Raw genomic sequence first — 18,299 nt, 5'->3', positions numbered from 1 at the left:
ACGTGATGTCCCGGCCAATTCATTTACGAGGTGAGAACATGCTGTTAGGGTTTGTTGGGCTTGGCGCAGTCGTTGAAACGGCATACTTGCCCGCATTGCGTAAACTTTACGGTGATTCCCTGTGCTGTGTGGGATTTGACGTGCAACCTGCAAAACAGCCCGCTGGTGTGACACGCTGTGCATCGCTCGCTGAACTTCTTGCAACACCGCTTGATACCCTGTTTATCACCACCGCATCCCTGCATCATCTCGATGTGCTTGAACAGGCGCTGGCCGCTCCCATCGCACGAATCGTGGTTGAAAAACCGATTGTTGCCACGCTTTCCCAAATTGAAAAACTGAAAACGCTGCTGGAGCAACCCGACGCTGCCGACCGTGTGCTGGCGCTCGACCACTGGATGGCGCGCAATGGCGCAATGGAGCTGGCATTGGGAAAACTCGGTACGCAGTGGCAGGGCGATAACCCACAACAGGCACTTGTCTCTCACTTTTCAGACGTTGTTAAAATCGACGGTTTTTTGCAGGAGCCGAGCGGATTTAACGCTACAGGAGAGCCGATCGCGCTCAACTTTGCCACTGGTGAGCCAGATACGCGTGAGCTTCGCCACCCGGACGGTGTGATTCTGGACATTGGCGCACACGTACTGGCCATGCTGCGTGAAACGGTGCGTTACCTGGGTGGTAATGACAGCATGACCCTGCAGGTGAAGAGCGCTAAAGACCGTCTTGGACATAACATCATCCAGGGTGACCTGACCACGCCTGAAGGAGAGGCGCATCTGCAAGGGCTGATTAGCGGTGTACCGCTGGATATCTGGCTGAATAAATACGCGGGGCCCGCTGGCGGACAAAAAGGTCTGCGCCTTTATCTGCGTGATGGGCGTATCATCAGCTACGACCGACGGGGTGCCGACGATGTGCTCGAATTGATTGACGGTGATGTTGTGCAACGCTGGTGTCTGCCAGGTACGATTTATGCCCATTGTCTGGCGGAACATATTCTGGGGGCGCAAAGTCTGTTTGAGCGCAGCCCGCAGGAGGTGAGTCGCACGACGCAGCGCAGGCTGGAGGAGGTCGAACCATTACTGATCCTACAGCAACAGTTGCGTGGTTCACACTAAGCGTATCATGGTAAAATTAGCGCAGAATTGAACGCCATTTAAAGGAGTCACCATGTCGATGACCTGCCCGGATTGTCACGCAGAACTGGAACCACAAAACGGTGTGGCACACTGTGAAAACTGTAAAAAAGATATTCCGTTAGAAGCGCGCTGTCCGGAGTGCCATCAGCCGCTCCAGGTGTTAAAAGCCTGCGGAGCGGTGGATTACTTCTGTCAGAATGGCCATGGTCTGATTTCGAAGAAACGTGTGGAATTTGTGCCGGTTTAATCTGACTTTTTCTTCCGCGTTTTCTTTGCCGCCGTTACGCCTTTCACTTCGCTCTCTACCCAACCGTCTGACAGGCGGGTAGTGAGCACATCACCGGTTTTTACCTGTTTGGTCTGCTTCAGCACTTTGCCGTCCGTCGCGGTAGTGACGCTATAACCACGAGCGAGCGTCGAGAGAGGACTCACCGCTTCAAGATGCGTCACCACATTACCGAAGCGTTCTCGCTGTGCGCTTAAACGCGCGCGGATATTCTCTGCCAGACGGTACTCCAGTTGCTGAATACGGGTTTGCGCCCGATAAATGCGCGACTGTGGGTTTTGCTGGCTCAGGCGTTGATTTACGCGCTGTTGGCGCTGATTGGCCTGCTTAATTTTATTCTCAAGAGCGAAATTCATCCGCTGACGTAGCCGCTCCAGCACGGTCTGCTGACGGGCCAGACGCAGTTGCGGATGTTGCTGTTGCAAACGGTGATGAAGCTGGGTAAAGCGACGAGTACGGTTGGCGATGTAGTAGTCCATCGCCATCTCCAGACGCTGCTGGCCATGCTGAATTTGACGCAGCAGTTCCAGTTGATTGCGGCTGACAATTTCCGCCGCAGCTGATGGCGTAGGCGCCCGTAAATCTGCAATAAAATCGGCAATCGTGACATCTGTTTCGTGGCCGACGGCGCTTACCACCGGGATGCGGCTGGCAAAGATTGCCCGCGCTACGCGTTCGTCGTTAAAACTCCACAAATCTTCCAGAGAACCGCCGCCGCGCCCAACGATAAGCACATCGCACTCGCTCCGCGCGTTCGCCAGCTCAATGGCGCGAACGATCTGTCCTGGCGCATCGTCGCCCTGGACCGCGGTCGGGTAGATAATAACGGGCAGGGATGGGTCACGACGCTTCAGCACGTGGAGAATGTCGTGCAGCGCAGCCCCGGTTTTCGAGGTAATGACCCCAACGCAGTGAGCCGGAGAGGGTAGTGATTTTTTGAACTGCTGATCGAATAGCCCCTCAGCCTGCAGTTTGGCTTTGAGTTGCTCATATTTTTGCTGCAACAAGCCTTCACCAGCTGGCTGCATGCTCTCAACAATTATCTGGTAGTCGCCACGCGGTTCGTACAACGTAATGTTGGCGCGTACCAGGACCTGCTGACCGTGCTGTGGGCGGAACGTTACCCGTCGATTGCTGTTGCGAAACATCGCGCAGCGTACCTGGGCGATGTCATCTTTGAGCGTGAAATACCAGTGACCGGAGGACGGCTGAGTGAAATTTGAGATTTCACCGCTGATCCAAACTTGTCCCATTTCCTGCTCAAGCAGCAAACGAACCGTCTGATTTAGGCGGCTTACGGTAAAAATTGAGGTGGTCTGAGAGGATAACATGTGAGCGGGATCAAATTCTAAATCAGCAAGTTATTCAGTCGAAAGTAACATGCTCACAGAGGAGCGCAAGGTTTTTTTGCAAAAAAGTGTGGATGCAATCGGTTACGCTCTGTATAATGCCGCGGCAATATTTAATAACCTCCCAGGTGAGATATTGCCCATGCTACGTATCGCAAAAGAAGCCCTGACGTTTGACGACGTCCTCCTCGTTCCCGCTCATTCTACCGTTCTGCCGAATACTGCTGACCTCAGCACCCAGTTGACGAAAACCATTCGCCTGAACATTCCTATGCTCTCCGCAGCAATGGACACCGTGACGGAAGCGCGCCTGGCAATTGCCCTGGCCCAGGAAGGCGGCATCGGTTTTATCCACAAAAACATGTCCATCGAGCGCCAGGCTGAAGAAGTTCGCCGCGTGAAGAAACACGAATCTGGCGTGGTAACTGACCCTCAGACCGTACTGCCAACCACTACTCTGCGCGAAGTGAAAGAACTGACCGAGCGTAACGGCTTTGCAGGCTACCCGGTGGTGACTGAAGATAACGAACTGGTCGGCATCATCACCGGCCGTGATGTGCGTTTTGTGACAGACCTGAACCAGCCGGTTAGCGTATATATGACGCCAAAAGAGCGTCTGGTGACCGTTCGTGAAGGCGAAGCGCGCGATGTCGTTTTTGCCAAAATGCACGAAAAACGCGTTGAGAAAGCGCTGGTTGTTGATGACAGCTTCCACCTGCTCGGCATGATCACCGTAAAAGATTTCCAGAAAGCAGAACGTAAACCTAACGCCTGTAAAGACGAGCATGGTCGTCTGCGCGTTGGTGCAGCGGTAGGTGCTGGCGCAGGTAACGAAGAGCGTGTAGACGCGCTGGTTGCTGCTGGCGTAGACGTTCTGCTGATTGACTCCTCTCACGGCCACTCTGAAGGCGTTCTGCAGCGTATCCGTGAAACTCGCGCTAAATATCCTGACCTGCAGATCATCGGCGGTAACGTTGCTACGGGCGCAGGTGCTCGCGCACTGGCTGAAGCCGGCTGCAGCGCTGTTAAAGTGGGTATCGGCCCTGGCTCCATCTGTACCACCCGTATCGTGACCGGCGTCGGTGTTCCGCAGATCACTGCCGTTTCTGATGCCGTTGAAGCACTGGAAGGCACCGGTATTCCGGTTATCGCCGACGGCGGTATTCGTTTCTCCGGCGACATCGCTAAAGCGATTGCTGCTGGTGCTGCCGCAGTGATGGTTGGCTCCATGCTGGCGGGTACTGAAGAATCCCCGGGCGAAATCGAACTGTACCAGGGCCGTTCTTACAAATCTTACCGCGGTATGGGTTCTCTGGGCGCGATGTCCAAAGGGTCTTCTGACCGTTACTTCCAGAGCGATAACGCCGCTGACAAACTGGTCCCGGAAGGTATCGAAGGTCGCGTTGCCTATAAAGGTCGCCTGAAAGAGATCATTCACCAGCAGATGGGCGGCCTGCGCTCCTGTATGGGTCTGACCGGCTGTGGTACTATCGACGCGCTGCGAACGAAAGCAGAGTTAGTACGCATCAGCGGTGCGGGTATTCAGGAAAGTCACGTTCACGATGTGACCATCACCAAAGAGTCCCCTAACTACCGCATGGGCTCCTGATAAGTTTCCGCGCCCGGCTATATGCCGGGCGAATTTGTTTCACTTGCCTCGGAATTAGCGTCAATGACAGACAATATTCATAAACATCGCATTCTCATCCTCGATTTCGGCTCGCAGTACACTCAACTGGTTGCACGTCGCGTACGTGAACTGGGCGTCTACTGTGAACTGTGGGCATGGGATGTTACGGAAGCACAAATTCGCGAATTCAACCCAAGCGGTATCATTCTTTCTGGTGGTCCGGAAAGTACCACCGAAGAAAACAGCCCACGTGCGCCGGAATACGTTTTCAATGCGGGCGTGCCGGTGTTCGGCGTGTGCTACGGCATGCAGACCATGGCAATGCAGCTCGGTGGTCATGTTGAAGGTTCTAACGAACGTGAATTCGGCTATGCGCAGGTTGAAGTTCAGACCGACAGCGCGCTTGTCCGCGGTATTGAAGACTCCCTGACCGCAGACGGCAAACCGTTGCTGGACGTGTGGATGAGCCACGGCGACAAAGTGACCGCCATTCCGGAAGGTTTCGTGACCGTTGCCAGCACCGACAGCTGCCCGTTCGCTATCATGGCGCACGAAGAAAAACGCTTCTACGGCGTGCAGTTCCACCCGGAAGTTACCCACACCCGTCAGGGTATGCGCATGCTGGAGCGTTTTGTGCGCGACATCTGCCAGTGTGAAGCGCTGTGGACGCCGGCAAAAATTATCGATGACGCCGTTGCCCGCATTCGTGAGCAGGTTGGCAATGATAAAGTTATCCTCGGCCTGTCCGGCGGCGTTGACTCCTCCGTCACCGCGATGCTGCTGCACCGTGCTATCGGCAAAAACCTGACCTGCGTGTTCGTTGACAACGGTCTGCTGCGTCTCAACGAAGCTCAGCAGGTGATGGATATGTTCGGCGACCACTTTGGCCTGAACATCATTCACGTGGAAGGCGAGCAGCGTTTCCTGGACGCGCTGAAAGGCGAGAACGACCCAGAAGCTAAACGTAAAATCATCGGCCGCGTATTCGTGGAAGTATTCGATGAAGAAGCGCTGAAGCTGGAAGACGTTAAGTGGCTGGCGCAGGGCACCATCTACCCGGACGTGATCGAATCCGCGGCATCTGCCACGGGTAAAGCGCACGTTATCAAATCTCACCACAACGTGGGCGGTTTGCCGAAAGAGATGAAGATGGGTCTGGTTGAGCCGCTGCGTGAGCTGTTCAAAGACGAAGTGCGTAAGATTGGTCTGGAGCTGGGCCTGCCGTACGATATGCTGTACCGTCACCCGTTCCCGGGACCGGGTCTGGGCGTACGTGTGCTTGGCGAGGTGAAGAAAGAGTACTGCGACCTGCTGCGTCGTGCGGATGCTATCTTCATTGAAGAACTGCACAAAGCTGACCTGTACAACAAGGTAAGCCAGGCATTTACCGTGTTCCTGCCGGTACGTTCCGTTGGCGTGATGGGCGATGGCCGCAAGTACGACTGGGTTGTTTCCCTGCGTGCGGTTGAAACCATCGACTTTATGACCGCGCACTGGGCACACCTGCCGTATGACTTCTTAGGCCGCGTATCCAACCGCATTATCAACGAAGTGAACGGTATTTCCCGCGTGGTGTATGACATCAGCGGTAAGCCGCCAGCTACGATTGAGTGGGAATAATATCCCTTTCCGTTAGCGGTTTTTGAACCGGTAATATGTAAAAAACCCTCTGTTTACAGAGGGTTTTTTTATTGCACGCATTTCAGCAAATACTTCAGTAAATACTTCTGGCGTATGTTCTGTCGGATAGTACGCTAATCGACCAGTTGCAGCTGAGGCTGCTGCTGAGGTGCGACATTCTGAATACGCACATCCATCTGTGGATAGGGCAGGTCAATATGGTTGGCGTCCAGCGCCTCTTTAATGTTTTCCAGCAGATCGTAATAGGTGTTCCAGTACTCGATGTTGGGCACCCATACGCGCACATAAAAATTCAACGCTGAAGCGCCCAGTTCGCCCAGGCGAACGGTTACCCCACGTTGCTTATCGATACGGCTGTCCTGCTCGATAATGTGATTAATAACTTGCTTAACCTCTGCAATCCGACTCTGATAACCCACGCCAATCACCAGATCGATACGGCGAAAAGGATGACGGGAATAGTTAATGATGTTGTCAGCGATGATCTTACCGTTTGGAATCACCACTTCTTTGCTGTCCGCGGTGAGCAGGGTGGTGGAGAAGATGTGCACCTTTTCTACTGTTCCGGTGACTGCACCAATCTGCACTACTTCCCCTGCGCGAAAAGGCCGCAGGGAAACCAACAGCACGCCAGCGGCAAAGTTGGAAAGCGATCCTTGTAGCGCGAGACCAATAGCCAGTCCGGCGGCGCCGATGACGGCAATAATGGAGGATGTTTCAATGCCGACGCGACCCAACGCAGCGACGACGAAAAAAGCGAGGGTGATGTAACGTACCAGCGCGGTGAAGAACTGAATGATGGTTCTGTCGACTTTACGTTTAAGTAGTAACTTTTCCAGCCCACGAGAGAGCAGGCGAGCGATAAATTTACCGACAAACAGTAAGATAACGGCGGCAACGATATTCCAGCCGAATTGAATGACTGCATCGCTGTGCCCGGCGATCCACTCAAGACCACTTCTTATTTTTGGAAATAACAAAAAACCACTCATGGTATTACCCTGTAGCATTTAAAATGATAACAATTCAAATAACTATTTAATTTTCATGTGAAATATTAATGTTTGTGTCAGTGATATTTGCTGATGATATTAATTAGCGTCTATTTGAGCACTGTTTGTCTTTTTTATGTTCGTTAAACCGGAACGTAAAAATCAGCGCGAATGGTGCGGTGAAGTGGGATGAAAAGATTGTGTATTTGTGCGAAAAATACGGTCGATTATCCGATAATTTAGCGAGAGTGGTGGGAGAGGTGTGTAAAGTTTCGTCACTCAAATCCCTTACCGGATGGTTAAATGTCAGGCGATTAGCCATCCGGTAAGGAATCTTAATGCTGGGGATATCACAGGCGCGAGCGATCAATGTACGTCGGTTTGTGCAGAAGATGTCTGTTGCGGCTGAGTAGTCTGCTGAGATTCTTTTTTGTCCTGGTGGTGATGCCACGCACCAATGGCGGAGTAGACGAAGCGTCCGAAGAAGAAGAGAAAGCTGATAAGCAGTACGATCCGGATCATGCGACTGTTAAATCGGTGTCGTTTGCGTAGGCTGGTAACCTGGCTCACAAAAGGTTCCTTGTAGTGTACCCAACTGAGGGCGATACTCACATTAAGGCACATTGGGAGGGAATGGTCAATTCTTCCTTATGTAAAATTGCTTCAGTTGTTTTATCTTTTTATGTTATGGAAATTAATGTTATTATTTGCATGAATAATGTATTAACGATAAAAAATAATGAAAAGAGTAATAATTGATGAATGAGGGCTATTTTTTTTGATATGTATCAAACATCACACTTTGCTGACAACTAAAATCGATGAATCATTGTGATGTATTTTATTCTATCGTTTTAAGGTCAGGTGGGATGCCTGTCTGAATACCCCCTACAGGATGTGCGGGATTCTACTGAGCATCTATGAAACTCAATAAAAATTATATTGGTATTAGAGATAGATGGTGGGCATTACCTCTCATCTTACCTTCTTTGTTGTTGCCTGTATTGAGCACTGCTACTACCTACGCCCATATTAGTACGGGGACCGTAATTCTTTTCTATCTGCCTTTAGCGCTGATGATTAGCCTGATGCTTTTTTTTGGCTGGGCGGCATTGCCAGGAATTATCATTTCCATTATCTGGTACAAATATCCGCAGGTCGGGTTATTTGAAACACTTTCAATAATTTCGCACTTTATAGTTACGATCGTGCTTAGCTGGGGAGGATATAAAGTATTTTCTCCCCGACGAAACAATGTTTCCCACGGCGACTCTCACCTGCTGTTTCAGCGTATGTTCTGGCAGGTCTTCTGCCCGGCTACGCTGTTTCTGATACTCTTCCAGTTTGCCGCATTTGTGGGTGTTTATGAAAGCAAATCTGGCATGGTGGGCGTTATGCCTTTCAATACAGGCACATTAATCAACTATCAGTCCATACTCGCGGGGAATCTTGTAGGTGTGCCGCTGTGTTATTTCATCATTCGAACAATTCGCAACCCCTTGCATCTGAGAGGCTATTTTTCTCAGTTAAAGCAGCAGTTTGATACCAAAGTGACTAAAACAGAGTTTGCGGTCTGGTTGATTATATTGACTGTGCTAATGGCAATGTTGTGTATGCCGCTCAATGAACAAAGCTCAATATTCAGCACGAATTATACATTGTCACTGTTACTGCCTGTCATGCTGTGGGGGGCAATGCGTTACGGTTATAAATTTATTTCGTTGATATGGGCGGTCGTACTTATTACCGCAATTCATTATTATCAGCGCTATATGCCATGGTATTCGGGTTACGATACGCAGCTTGCCATTACCTCATCAAGTTATCTGGTTTTTTCCTTCATCGTGAATTTCATTGCTGTCCTGGCAACGCGTCAACGTTTTGTTACCCGGCGCAACCATCGCCTGGCCTTCTTTGACCCTATGGTGCATATTCCGAATTTGCGCGCTTTGAACCGGGATTTGAAAAACTCGCCATGGTCAGTGCTTTGCTTTTTGGGGGTTCCGGGCATGGAGCTGCTGGTGAAAAATTACGGCATTATGCTGCGTATCCAGTACAAGCAAAAACTGGCTCAGTGGATAACACCGTTGCTTGAACAGGATGAGCATGTCTATCAATTATCGGGTAATGATCTAATCCTGCGTTTTAACACTGAGCTACACCAGGAACGCATTGAAGCACTGGACAGGCATATCAAGCAGTTTCGTTTTGTCTGGGACGGTATGCCTTTGCAACCGCAGGTTGGGATCAGCTTTTGCTATGTCCGTTCTCCTGTTAACCATATCTATTTGTTGCTGGGAGAGTTAAGTACCATTGCCGAATTATCGCTGGCAACCAATTCACCAGAGAATTTGCAGCGGCGTGGTGTGATGCACCTGCAACGTGACCTGAAAGATAAAGTTGCGATGATGAACCGTATTCAGCAGGCGCTGGAGAACAATCGCTTTTTCCTGAAGGCGCAGCCGATTTTTGGCGTACGTGGCGACGTTTATCACGAAATCCTGCTGCGGCTTGAGGGGGATGACGGTGAAACTATCGCCCCTGATAGCTTCTTGCCGGTAGCCCATGAGTTTGGTTTGTCCTCCCGTATCGATCTGTGGGTGATTGAAAATACGCTGAAATTTATGGCGCAGAATCGGGAAAAAATGCCCGCCCACCGGTTTGCTATCAACTTATCACCCACCTCAGTATGTCGCGCGCGACTTCCTAATGACATCAATCAGTTACTGAATAAGTACAAGGTTGAAGCATGGCAACTTATCTTTGAAGTGACGGAAAGCAATGCCTTGACCAATGCGGAACAGGCACAGGCAACGTTGCTGCAGCTGCAATCACTGGGCTGTCAGATTGCGATTGATGATTTTGGTACTGGATATGCCAGCTATGCGCGGCTGAAAAATGTGAATGCCGATATCCTGAAAATTGACGGTAGCTTTATTCGCAATATTGTTTCGAACAGCCTCGACTACCAAATCGTGGCCTCTATTTGCCATCTGGCGCGGATGAAAAGAATGCTGGTGGTTGCGGAGTACGTCGAAAGCGAGGAAATACGCAGTGCGGTGATTTCGCTGGGGATTGATTACATGCAGGGGTATCTGATTGGTAAGCCACTGCCGTTGAATGAAACTCTGGAAAAGCAGGTGCCAGATGAACTGACACCTGCTGAGATCTTATGCGGCGATATCGGGTGAGCTCTCTTCTTCAATTTTGAGTCGCCAGCCTGTTACGGCTTCCCAGTATTGCTGCTCTTTCTCCAGATCGAGCAGCACCAGCGCATTTTGGCTAAACCAGTCATGCGGGAAGCGTAAGGTCCAGTGGCTGTCGTCGGTTATCAGGGTCAAAGTCGGCGGCGTGGTGGTCGCCTGACGCTGATTATTCAATAGCACGCCCAGGCGCAGCAGCTGAATTAACGGCAGAAACTGTTTCTTCTTAAACAGCGTAAAGCGGGGCAAGTCGTCGAGCTTAATCGCTTTGCGATGATAACGAACTAATGTTGCCATCATCAGCTGTTGTTCCTGATTGAAACCAGGTAGATCGCTGTTTTGTAAGATATACGCAGAGTGGCGATGCAGACCGCTGTGGTTGATGTTCAGCCCAACCTCATGCAGCATTGCTGCCCAACGCAGTAACGCTTCCAGTTGGGGATTGGCCAGCTTTGGCTGCTGCGTATGCCACTGGTCGTACATTTGCATCGTCGTTTCCAGTACGCGCCGGGCCTGTTCGCTGTCAATGTTGTACTGGTTTGCCAGGCTGCTGGCGGTACGGCTACGAACGTCCTGGTGGCGAAAACGGCCTTCCATCTCGTACAGCACGCCTTCACGTAACGCACCATCAGAAAGGCGAAGTTCGCGAATAGCTAACGCGTCAAAAACGCCGCACAGAATCGCGAGTCCGGGTACAAACACTGCTTTTCTTTCTTCTGACAACCCCGGCAAGCTGAGCGCATCAAATGACGCGTGCTTCAGCACTTCAGATGTCAGCTTGTCCAGACGTTCGGGGGTGATAAAACCGTCTTTTTCACCCATCTCCAGCAGCACTTCATGGGCTGCTTTAATGGTGCCCGATGCGCCCAGCGCAACGTTCCAGCCCTGAATGCGAAACTGCCAGGTTAAGGTTTCGAGCTTTTGCGCAGCCGCCATGCGGGCACGCTGGAAATTTTCACGGTTAATTACACCGCCTGGGAAATACATCTGAGCAAAACTGACGCAGCCCATACGGCGGCTTTCGACCAGTTTAGGCTCGAAATCCTCGCCGATCACTAATTCGGTTGAGCCGCCGCCGATATCGATAACCAGCTTGCGACCTTTTTCCGGCTGGGTGTGTTCCACGCCCATAAAAATCAGTCGGGCTTCTTCGTTGCCGGAAATAATCTCAATCGGGTAGGGGATGACTTTTTCCGCTCGCTTGAGAAAATCAGTCGCATTCAGTGCCTGACGCAAAGTATGGGTTCCCACGATGCATACGCTTGATGGAGGAAAACCCTGCAGACGTTCGGCGAACAATGATAAACAGCTTAGCCCGCGCTCCATGGCCTCTTCGCTCAGCTTGTTATCTTCGCCGAGGCCATCCGCCAGATGTACGCGTTGTTTCAGTCGCCCAATAATTTGCATTGCGCCATCAACCACGCGGGCAATGACCATATGGAAACTGTTTGAACCAAGGTCGACCGCAGCAAATTCCTGCGGTCGTGGAGTCTTGTCGTGTATTGGCATATCTTTAGTCAGGTTGCTCGAGTGATTTGATGTAGTCGTAAATCGCCAATTGTGACTGAACCTTACGGCGGTTTCCGCGCGGTACGTAGCGATTACTCAGTTCTTTATCAATAAAGCGGGCTTTCACCGTGTCGCTGAACAGGATATCGATAATATCCAGCACGCGTTGCTTAAGGCGCGGGTCAAGAAGCGGTGTGGCAACTTCGATACGATAATCGATGTTTCTTGTCATCCAGTCAGCGGAGGAGAGATACACCTGCTTGTCACCCCCGTTCTCGAAGATATAGACCCGGTCATGTTCAAGATAGCGATCAACGATGCTGATAACGCGAATATTGTCGCTGATACCTTCCAGATTCGGGATGAGCGAGCACATTCCGCGAATCAACAAATTGACCGGCACGCCTGAACTTGAGGCCGCATAGAGGCGGTCAACCAGACCTTTATCGACCAGGTTATTCAGTTTTAGCGTAATGCCGGAAGGCTGTCCTTGTTGCGCGTTGGCGATTTCTTTGTCGATCATCGCGTATAGCAGACGGCGTGAGTTCTGCGGGGAAACCAGCAGATAATCGAACATCACCGGACGATACGGGTTCTCGATGAAGTTAAACACCCGACGCACTTCGTTGGTAATGCGCGAATCGGCGGTCAGCAACGAGTAGTCGGTATACAGGCGCGCCGTTTTTTCGTTGAAGTTCCCCGTCCCGATATGCGCATAGCGCACGACTTCATCACCTTCTTTACGCGAGATAAGGAACAGTTTGGCGTGAATTTTCAGGCCTGGCGCGGAGAAGATGACGTGAACGCCTGCTTCGGTTAGACGCTTGGCCCAATGGATGTTGGCTTCTTCATCGAAGCGGGCCTGCAATTCCACCACCACGGTAACTTTCTTACCGTTGTGCGCGGCATGGATCATTGAATCAATAATGCGTGAATCTTTTGCCACACGGTAGATGTTGATCTTTATAGCCAGCACGCTCGGGTCGAAAGAGGCCTGGCGCAGCAGTTCAAGAACGTGCTCAAAGGTGTGATAGGGGTAATACAGCAGCACGTCGCGTTCACGAACGGCGTCAAAGCCGTTACGAAACTTCTCGTTGTCGAACCAGATATGGCGCAGACGCGGCAGCGGTTTGTTCACCAGGTTAGCTTTGCCAACGTTAGGGAAGTTAATAAAGTCTTTGAAGTTATGGTAACGCCCGCCGGGAACAATCGAGTCGTAGCGAGAAATCGTCAGTTTTTCTCGCAGTACTTCGACCAGCGCATTGGGCATGTCACGCTGATAGACAAAACGTACAGGTTCTGCGGTCAGACGCTGTTTCAGGCTGGATGACATCAGCTCCATCAGGCTCGATTCCATCTCATGCACCAAATCGTATTCGGCGTCACGGGTCATTTTCATCGAATAGGCGTTCAGTGCGTCGTAGTCAAAGAACCCTTTGAAAATGTCGTCAAGGCAGTAACGTAAGATGTTGTCCAGCAGGATCATCGGTTTGCGACGGCGCGGGGTTTCCGGCGGCAGATTCACAAAACGGGGAACCTTGTCGGAAGGGATTTCCAGCAGCGCGTAGCGTATCGTATCACCACGGATAATTTCTACCGCCAGATAGGTGTAGTCATCTTTTAAAAACTGGACTAAATCCGTCTCGCGGTTAATCAGGATCGGCGTGATGTGCTGGCGAAGATATTGCTTGAAGTAATGACGCAACCAGCTTTGCTGATTGACCGACAACTGGCGTTCGTTGATTAAGAAAATCTGATTGCGCGCCATTTCCAACAGCAACTCGTTGTACAGGCCGTCAAATTCCTGATCGGCTTTTAATACGCGGGCCTGGATTTTGCCTAACAAATGGCGGGAGTGAGAGTTTGAACCCTGTTCTTCGCTAATAATGATTCGGCGCTTCAGTTCGGCAAAACGAACCTTATAAAACTCGTCGAGATTATTGGAATAGATGCCTAAGAAACGCATCCGTTCGATCAACGGGTTTGACTTATCAGCAGCTTCCTGGAGTACACGTTCGTTGAACGCTAACCAGCTGAGTTCTTTCTCGATGTATAGCTTTTCCTGACCCATTACCACTTTTACTCCGTTTCATTCACGGGACACTACCGATTTATTATGGCGAGCATTGCTCTCAGATGTCCAACTGTGCCAGAAAAATATGACAATAAACCGTCTGATAGCAAAGAGAAAGGGGGAGCGTAGATGAATACCGGTAGTATTAACCGGAAAAGGTAGTTATGCCTGTAGGCCGGATGGTGAGATCCGGCTTACAGGTTGAATTTTATTATTCGTCGGCGGCGTAGCCTTGTGGCGGCAGACGAACGCCGTCCAGCCATGCAGCGTTATCACGCATCTTCAGGCGACCATCGGTAAACCAGCTTACCACCAGTGGGTAAATGGTATGCTCCTGAGCCTGGACTCGTGCCGTGACATCATCTTCGCTGTCGCCTTCAAATACCGGAACCTTGGCCTGAAGAATAACCGGTCCGCCGTCCAGTTCATCGGTGACGAAGTGGACGGAGGTACCATGCTCTTCATCGCCGTTTTCCAGAACCTGACGGTGCGTGTGCAGGCCGGGATACTTCGGCAATAAAGACGGGTGGATATTCAGCAATCGTTCAGCATAGTGAGCGACAAACGCCGGGCTGAGGATGCGCATATAACCGGCCAGCACCACGACATCGGGTGCATAGGCGTCAATCTCTTGAATCAGTTGGCGGTCGAATGCTTCGCGACTGGCAAACTGGGCGGCTTCCAGCGAGTGCGCCGGAATATTCGCTTCGCGTGCGCGTTCAAGGCCGAACGCATCGGCCTTGTTACTGAATACTGCACGTATGGTGCCATTGATTTTTTTCTGTTCGCAGGCGTCGATTATCGCCTGCAAATTGCTTCCGTTGCCGGAAATGAGCACCACAATGTTTTTCATTCAATGACCACACGCTGTTCGGAATCAGATGCTTTGATGATACCGATTTTCCATGCGTTTTCACCTTTCTCATTGAGCAAAGCAAGGGCTTTGTCCACTTCCGGAGCTGGCAGGGCGATAACCATACCTACACCGCAGTTAAAGGTGCGATACATCTCATGCTGGCTGACGTTACCCGCCGTTTGCAGCCAGTTGAAGACGGCTGGCCACTGCCATGAAGATTCGTCGATCACTGCCTGCGTGTTGTCCGGCAGAACGCGCGGAATATTTTCCCAGAAGCCGCCGCCGGTCAGGTGGGCAATGGCGTGCACATCAACCTTCTCGATCAGTTCCAGAATGGATTTCACGTAAATGCGGGTAGGGGCCAGTAAGTGATCGGCCAGCGGCTTGCCTTCAAGCTCGGTGGTTTCTGGGTCACAACCGCTGACTTCTACAATTTTACGCACCAGAGAGTAACCGTTGGAGTGCGGGCCGCTGGAGCCGAGCGCAACCAGTACGTCACCGTCAGCTACTTTTGAACCGTCGATAATCTCTGATTTTTCGACGACGCCAACGCAGAAACCTGCCACGTCGTAATCTTCGCCGTGGTACATCCCTGGCATTTCAGCTGTTTCCCCACCGACCAGCGCGCAGCCAGACTGCAGGCAGCCTTCGGCAATCCCGTTAATGACGCTGGCTGCGGTGTCCACATCCAGTTTGCCGGTCGCATAGTAGTCGAGGAAGAACAGCGGCTCAGCGCCCTGAACCACGAGGTCGTTGACGCACATTGCGACGAGGTCAATGCCGATAGTGTCGTGGCGTTTCAGATCCATCGCCAGACGCAGTTTTGTACCAACGCCATCAGTACCGGAAACCAGTACCGGTTCGCGATATTTTTGCGGCAATGCGCACAGCGCACCGAAGCCACCCAGACCACCCATAACTTCCGGACGACGCGTTTTCTTTACTACGCCTTTGATTCGATCAACCAGAGCATTACCTGCATCAATATCAACACCGGCATCTTTGTAGCTAAGAGAGGTTTTATCGGTCACTGCCTGCTTCCCCACATGTTTACTTGCAGTAAAAGTTAAATTCGGCGCAATTCTAACAGGGAAAGCAAACGTTTGCGAGCCTGCTCTGCATCAAGTTTTATCTGCTGGTTTTTTCAGCATTTTACAATCATTTCTCTATTTGTTTGAGCTGCGCCACGAAAATGAAACCGGGTACAGTCTTGTGCTTGAATCCTGTTAGCCGAATGCACAGTATCGTACTGAAACCGGTTTCTGTTTTCTGTTGCGGACCTCATCAACAGCGTTTTGCGCAGAGTCATCACGATAGGGGAAGGGTATGTCAGGATTTAAAGCAGATTTCATGTGGGGGGGTGCCGTAGCAGCTCATCAACTGGAAGGTGGCTGGCAGGAGGGCGGAAAAGGCATTAGCGTTGCCGATGTCATGACCGCGGGAGCGCATGGGGTGACGCGTGAAATTACCGATGGTGTGATTGCCGGAAAAAATTACCCTAACCACGAGGCCATCGATTTTTATCATCGCTATAAAGACGACATAAAGCTGTTTGCCGAAATGGGTTTTAAATGTTTTCGCACCTCTATTGCCTGGACGCGTATTTTCCCCTTAGGTGATGAAGAACAACCCAATGAGGCTGGCCTACAGTTCTATGATGACCTGTTTGATGAATGCCTGAAATATGGCATTGAACCGGTGATTACGCTGTCGCATTTTGAGATGCCTTACCATCTGGTGACGGAGTACGGCGGCTGGCGCAACCGCAAGCTTATCGATTTCTTTGTCCGTTTTGCCAGGGTGGTATTCACCCGTTACCAGCACAAAGTGAAGTACTGGATGACGTTTAATGAGATTAACAACCAGGCAAATTATCACGAAGATTTCGCGCCTTTTACTAACTCGGGGCTGAAATACCAGCCCGGCGAAGACCGCGAGCCGGTCATGTACCAGGCGGCGCACTATGAGCTGGTGGCAAGCGCGCTGGCGGTAAAGGTCGCGCGTGAGATTAACCCGGAATTACAGATAGGGTGCATGATTGCCATGTGTCCTATCTATCCGCTGACCTGCGCGCCAGACGATATGATGATGGCGATGAATGCCATGCACCGGCGTTACTGGTTTACCGACGTCCATGTGCGCGGCAAATACCCGCAGCATCTTCTCAACTACTTTGCCCGTCGTGGCTTTGAACTGGATATCACCGAGGAAGACCGTCAGGCGCTGACCGAGGGCTGCGTTGATTACATCGGCTTTAGCTATTATATGTCTTTCGCAACCCAGGCTACGGCGGACAACCCGCAACTGGATTACGATGAGTCGAAAAGCCTGGTTTCCAATCCGTACGTGCAGAAATCGGACTGGGGCTGGCAGATTGACCCTGTCGGCCTGCGCTATTCACTAAACTGGTTCTGGGATCATTATCAGTTGCCGCTATTCATTGTGGAGAATGGATTTGGCGCCATCGACGTGCGCGAGGACGATGGTACAGTTAACGACCAGTATCGTATCGACTACCTTGCCGCCCACATACGTGAGATGAAAAAAGCGGTGGTGGAAGATGGCGTGGATCTGATGGGATATACCCCGTGGGGCTGCATTGATTTAGTCTCGGCCGGGACGGGAGAGATGAAAAAACGCTACGGGTTTATCTATGTCGATAAAAATAATGATGGTAGCGGGACATTAACGCGCTCACCTAAAAAATCTTTTTCATGGTATCAAAACGTTATCCAGACCAATGCTGAATATCTTTAAAATTCATAGCATTGACAGCTAGCCCCGCCATCAGTGCGGGGCTTGTTTTATACTCATCATTCAGACGCAAATGACTTTGGTTGATCCATATCAAGCGTATGCAGTGTTGCGCCAGAGAGGAAAAGCGGTATAATCCGGCGATTTTTTTTGTGGTTGCCATTCGTCTGAGGAAAGGAGAAGAGTATGAAGATCGTGGAAGTCAAACACCCACTCGTCAAACACAAGCTGGGACTGATGCGTGAAAACGACATCAGCACTAAACGCTTTCGTGAACTCGCCTCGGAAGTTGGCAGCCTGCTGACTTATGAAGCAACCGCTGGTCTGGAAACCGAAAAGGTGACCATTGAAGGCTGGAACGGTCCAGTTGAAGTTGACCAAATCAAAGGCAAAAAAATCACCGTTGTGCCTATCCTGCGTGCGGGCCTGGGCATGATGGAAGGCGTTCTGGAAAACGTTCCGAGCGCGCGTATCAGCGTTGTTGGTATGTACCGTAACGAAGAGACGCTGGAGCCGGTTCCGTATTTCCAGAAGCTGGTTTCTAACATCGATGAGCGTATGGCGCTGATCGTTGACCCAATGCTGGCAACCGGCGGCTCTGTTATCGCCACTATCGATCTGCTGAAAAATGCAGGCTGCACCAGCATTAAAGTGCTGGTCCTGGTTGCGGCACCGGAAGGTATCGCGGCACTGGAAAAAGCGCACCCGGATGTGGAGCTGTACACCGCCTCCATCGATCAGGGACTGAACGAGCACGGATACATTATTCCGGGGCTCGGCGATGCCGGCGATAAGATTTTTGGTACTAAGTAAACGAATAAGTGAAAAGAAGCCGACTTTAAGAGTCGGCTTTTTTTTGAATA

Annotated in this window: 14 protein-coding genes; 7 read left to right on the top strand and 7 right to left on the bottom strand. The window is 51.1% G+C overall.

Translation table 11 applies throughout. The features are described 5' to 3' along the window. Positions 1-38 precede the first annotated feature (38 nt). Both OGY18_RS11390 and OGY18_RS11385 read left to right on the top strand, forming a co-directional pair. Positions 39-1,121 carry a Gfo/Idh/MocA family oxidoreductase gene (locus OGY18_RS11390; RefSeq protein WP_286553082.1) on the top strand — a complete coding sequence of 361 codons (1,083 nt, stop codon included), beginning with the start codon at positions 39-41 and terminating at the stop codon, positions 1,119-1,121. Positions 1,122-1,173: 52 nt separating this feature from the next. Next, the gene (locus tag OGY18_RS11385; RefSeq protein ID WP_003835160.1) at positions 1,174-1,389 is read left to right on the top strand and encodes a zinc ribbon domain-containing protein; all 216 of its coding nucleotides are present in this window, start codon (positions 1,174-1,176) and stop codon (positions 1,387-1,389) included. Here the strand turns inward: OGY18_RS11385 and xseA are convergent. Further along, positions 1,386-2,759, bottom strand: a complete 1,374-nt coding sequence (gene xseA, locus OGY18_RS11380; RefSeq protein WP_286547468.1) for an exodeoxyribonuclease VII large subunit — start codon at positions 2,757-2,759, stop codon at positions 1,386-1,388. The two genes, OGY18_RS11385 and xseA, sit on opposite strands and share 4 nt — an antisense overlap. A 160-nt stretch (positions 2,760-2,919) precedes the next feature. Between xseA and guaB the strand changes: the two genes are divergently transcribed. Both guaB and guaA read left to right on the top strand, forming a co-directional pair. Beyond that, positions 2,920-4,386: an IMP dehydrogenase gene (guaB, locus tag OGY18_RS11375; protein ID WP_286553027.1), complete on the top strand. Its 1,467-nt coding sequence runs from the start codon at positions 2,920-2,922 to the stop codon at positions 4,384-4,386. A gap of 63 nt (positions 4,387-4,449) precedes the next feature. Next, positions 4,450-6,027 carry a glutamine-hydrolyzing GMP synthase gene (guaA, locus tag OGY18_RS11370; RefSeq protein WP_003835152.1) on the top strand — a complete coding sequence of 526 codons (1,578 nt, stop codon included), beginning with the start codon at positions 4,450-4,452 and terminating at the stop codon, positions 6,025-6,027. 134 nt (positions 6,028-6,161) lie between these two features. Here guaA and mscS read toward each other — a convergent pair whose 3' ends face one another. Continuing rightward, on the bottom strand, positions 6,162-7,040 hold the full coding sequence (gene mscS / locus OGY18_RS11365; RefSeq protein ID WP_286553023.1) for a small-conductance mechanosensitive channel MscS: 879 nt from the start codon (positions 7,038-7,040) through the stop codon (positions 6,162-6,164). 366 nt (positions 7,041-7,406) lie between these two features. Further along, positions 7,407-7,610, bottom strand: a complete 204-nt coding sequence (locus tag OGY18_RS11360; protein WP_103015178.1) for a YfgG family protein — start codon at positions 7,608-7,610, stop codon at positions 7,407-7,409. Between the two features lie 350 nt (positions 7,611-7,960). On the opposite strand from OGY18_RS11360, the gene OGY18_RS11355 reads away from it, so the two are divergent. Next, positions 7,961-10,231: a bifunctional diguanylate cyclase/phosphodiesterase gene (locus OGY18_RS11355; protein WP_286553018.1), complete on the top strand. Its 2,271-nt coding sequence runs from the start codon at positions 7,961-7,963 to the stop codon at positions 10,229-10,231. Here OGY18_RS11355 and ppx read toward each other — a convergent pair. The 4 genes from ppx to purM form a co-directional block, all read right to left on the bottom strand. Then, positions 10,211-11,752: an exopolyphosphatase gene (gene ppx, locus OGY18_RS11350; RefSeq protein WP_003835121.1), complete on the bottom strand. Its 1,542-nt coding sequence runs from the start codon at positions 11,750-11,752 to the stop codon at positions 10,211-10,213. The two genes, OGY18_RS11355 and ppx, sit on opposite strands and share 21 nt — an antisense overlap. 4 nt (positions 11,753-11,756) lie before the next feature. Then, complete coding sequence (ppk1, locus tag OGY18_RS11345) at positions 11,757-13,823, bottom strand: polyphosphate kinase 1 (protein WP_016153984.1); 2,067 nt, start codon at positions 13,821-13,823, stop codon at positions 11,757-11,759. A 214-nt stretch (positions 13,824-14,037) separates the two neighbouring features. Further along, positions 14,038-14,679: a phosphoribosylglycinamide formyltransferase gene (purN, locus tag OGY18_RS11340; RefSeq protein WP_003835118.1), complete on the bottom strand. Its 642-nt coding sequence runs from the start codon at positions 14,677-14,679 to the stop codon at positions 14,038-14,040. Continuing rightward, entirely contained in the window at positions 14,676-15,713 is a 1,038-nt protein-coding gene (gene purM / locus OGY18_RS11335) for a phosphoribosylformylglycinamidine cyclo-ligase (protein ID WP_198579112.1), read from the bottom strand. The genes purN and purM overlap by 4 nt, the downstream gene beginning before the upstream one ends. Before the next feature lie 295 nt (positions 15,714-16,008). Here purM and OGY18_RS11330 point away from each other — a divergent pair, with 295 nt between their 5' ends. After that, complete coding sequence (locus tag OGY18_RS11330; RefSeq protein WP_286553016.1) at positions 16,009-17,439, top strand: 6-phospho-beta-glucosidase; 1,431 nt, start codon at positions 16,009-16,011, stop codon at positions 17,437-17,439. Between the two features lie 183 nt (positions 17,440-17,622). After that, positions 17,623-18,249 (top strand): uracil phosphoribosyltransferase, encoded by a 627-nt coding sequence (gene upp, locus OGY18_RS11325; protein WP_003835110.1) that lies wholly within the window; start codon positions 17,623-17,625, stop codon positions 18,247-18,249. Positions 18,250-18,299 lie beyond the last annotated feature (50 nt).

It is taken from the genome of Citrobacter sp. Cpo142 (assembly GCF_030332425.1).
Classification (GTDB): domain Bacteria; phylum Pseudomonadota; class Gammaproteobacteria; order Enterobacterales; family Enterobacteriaceae; genus Citrobacter; species Citrobacter portucalensis.
This window is presented reverse-complemented; position numbering and strand designations above follow the sequence as displayed.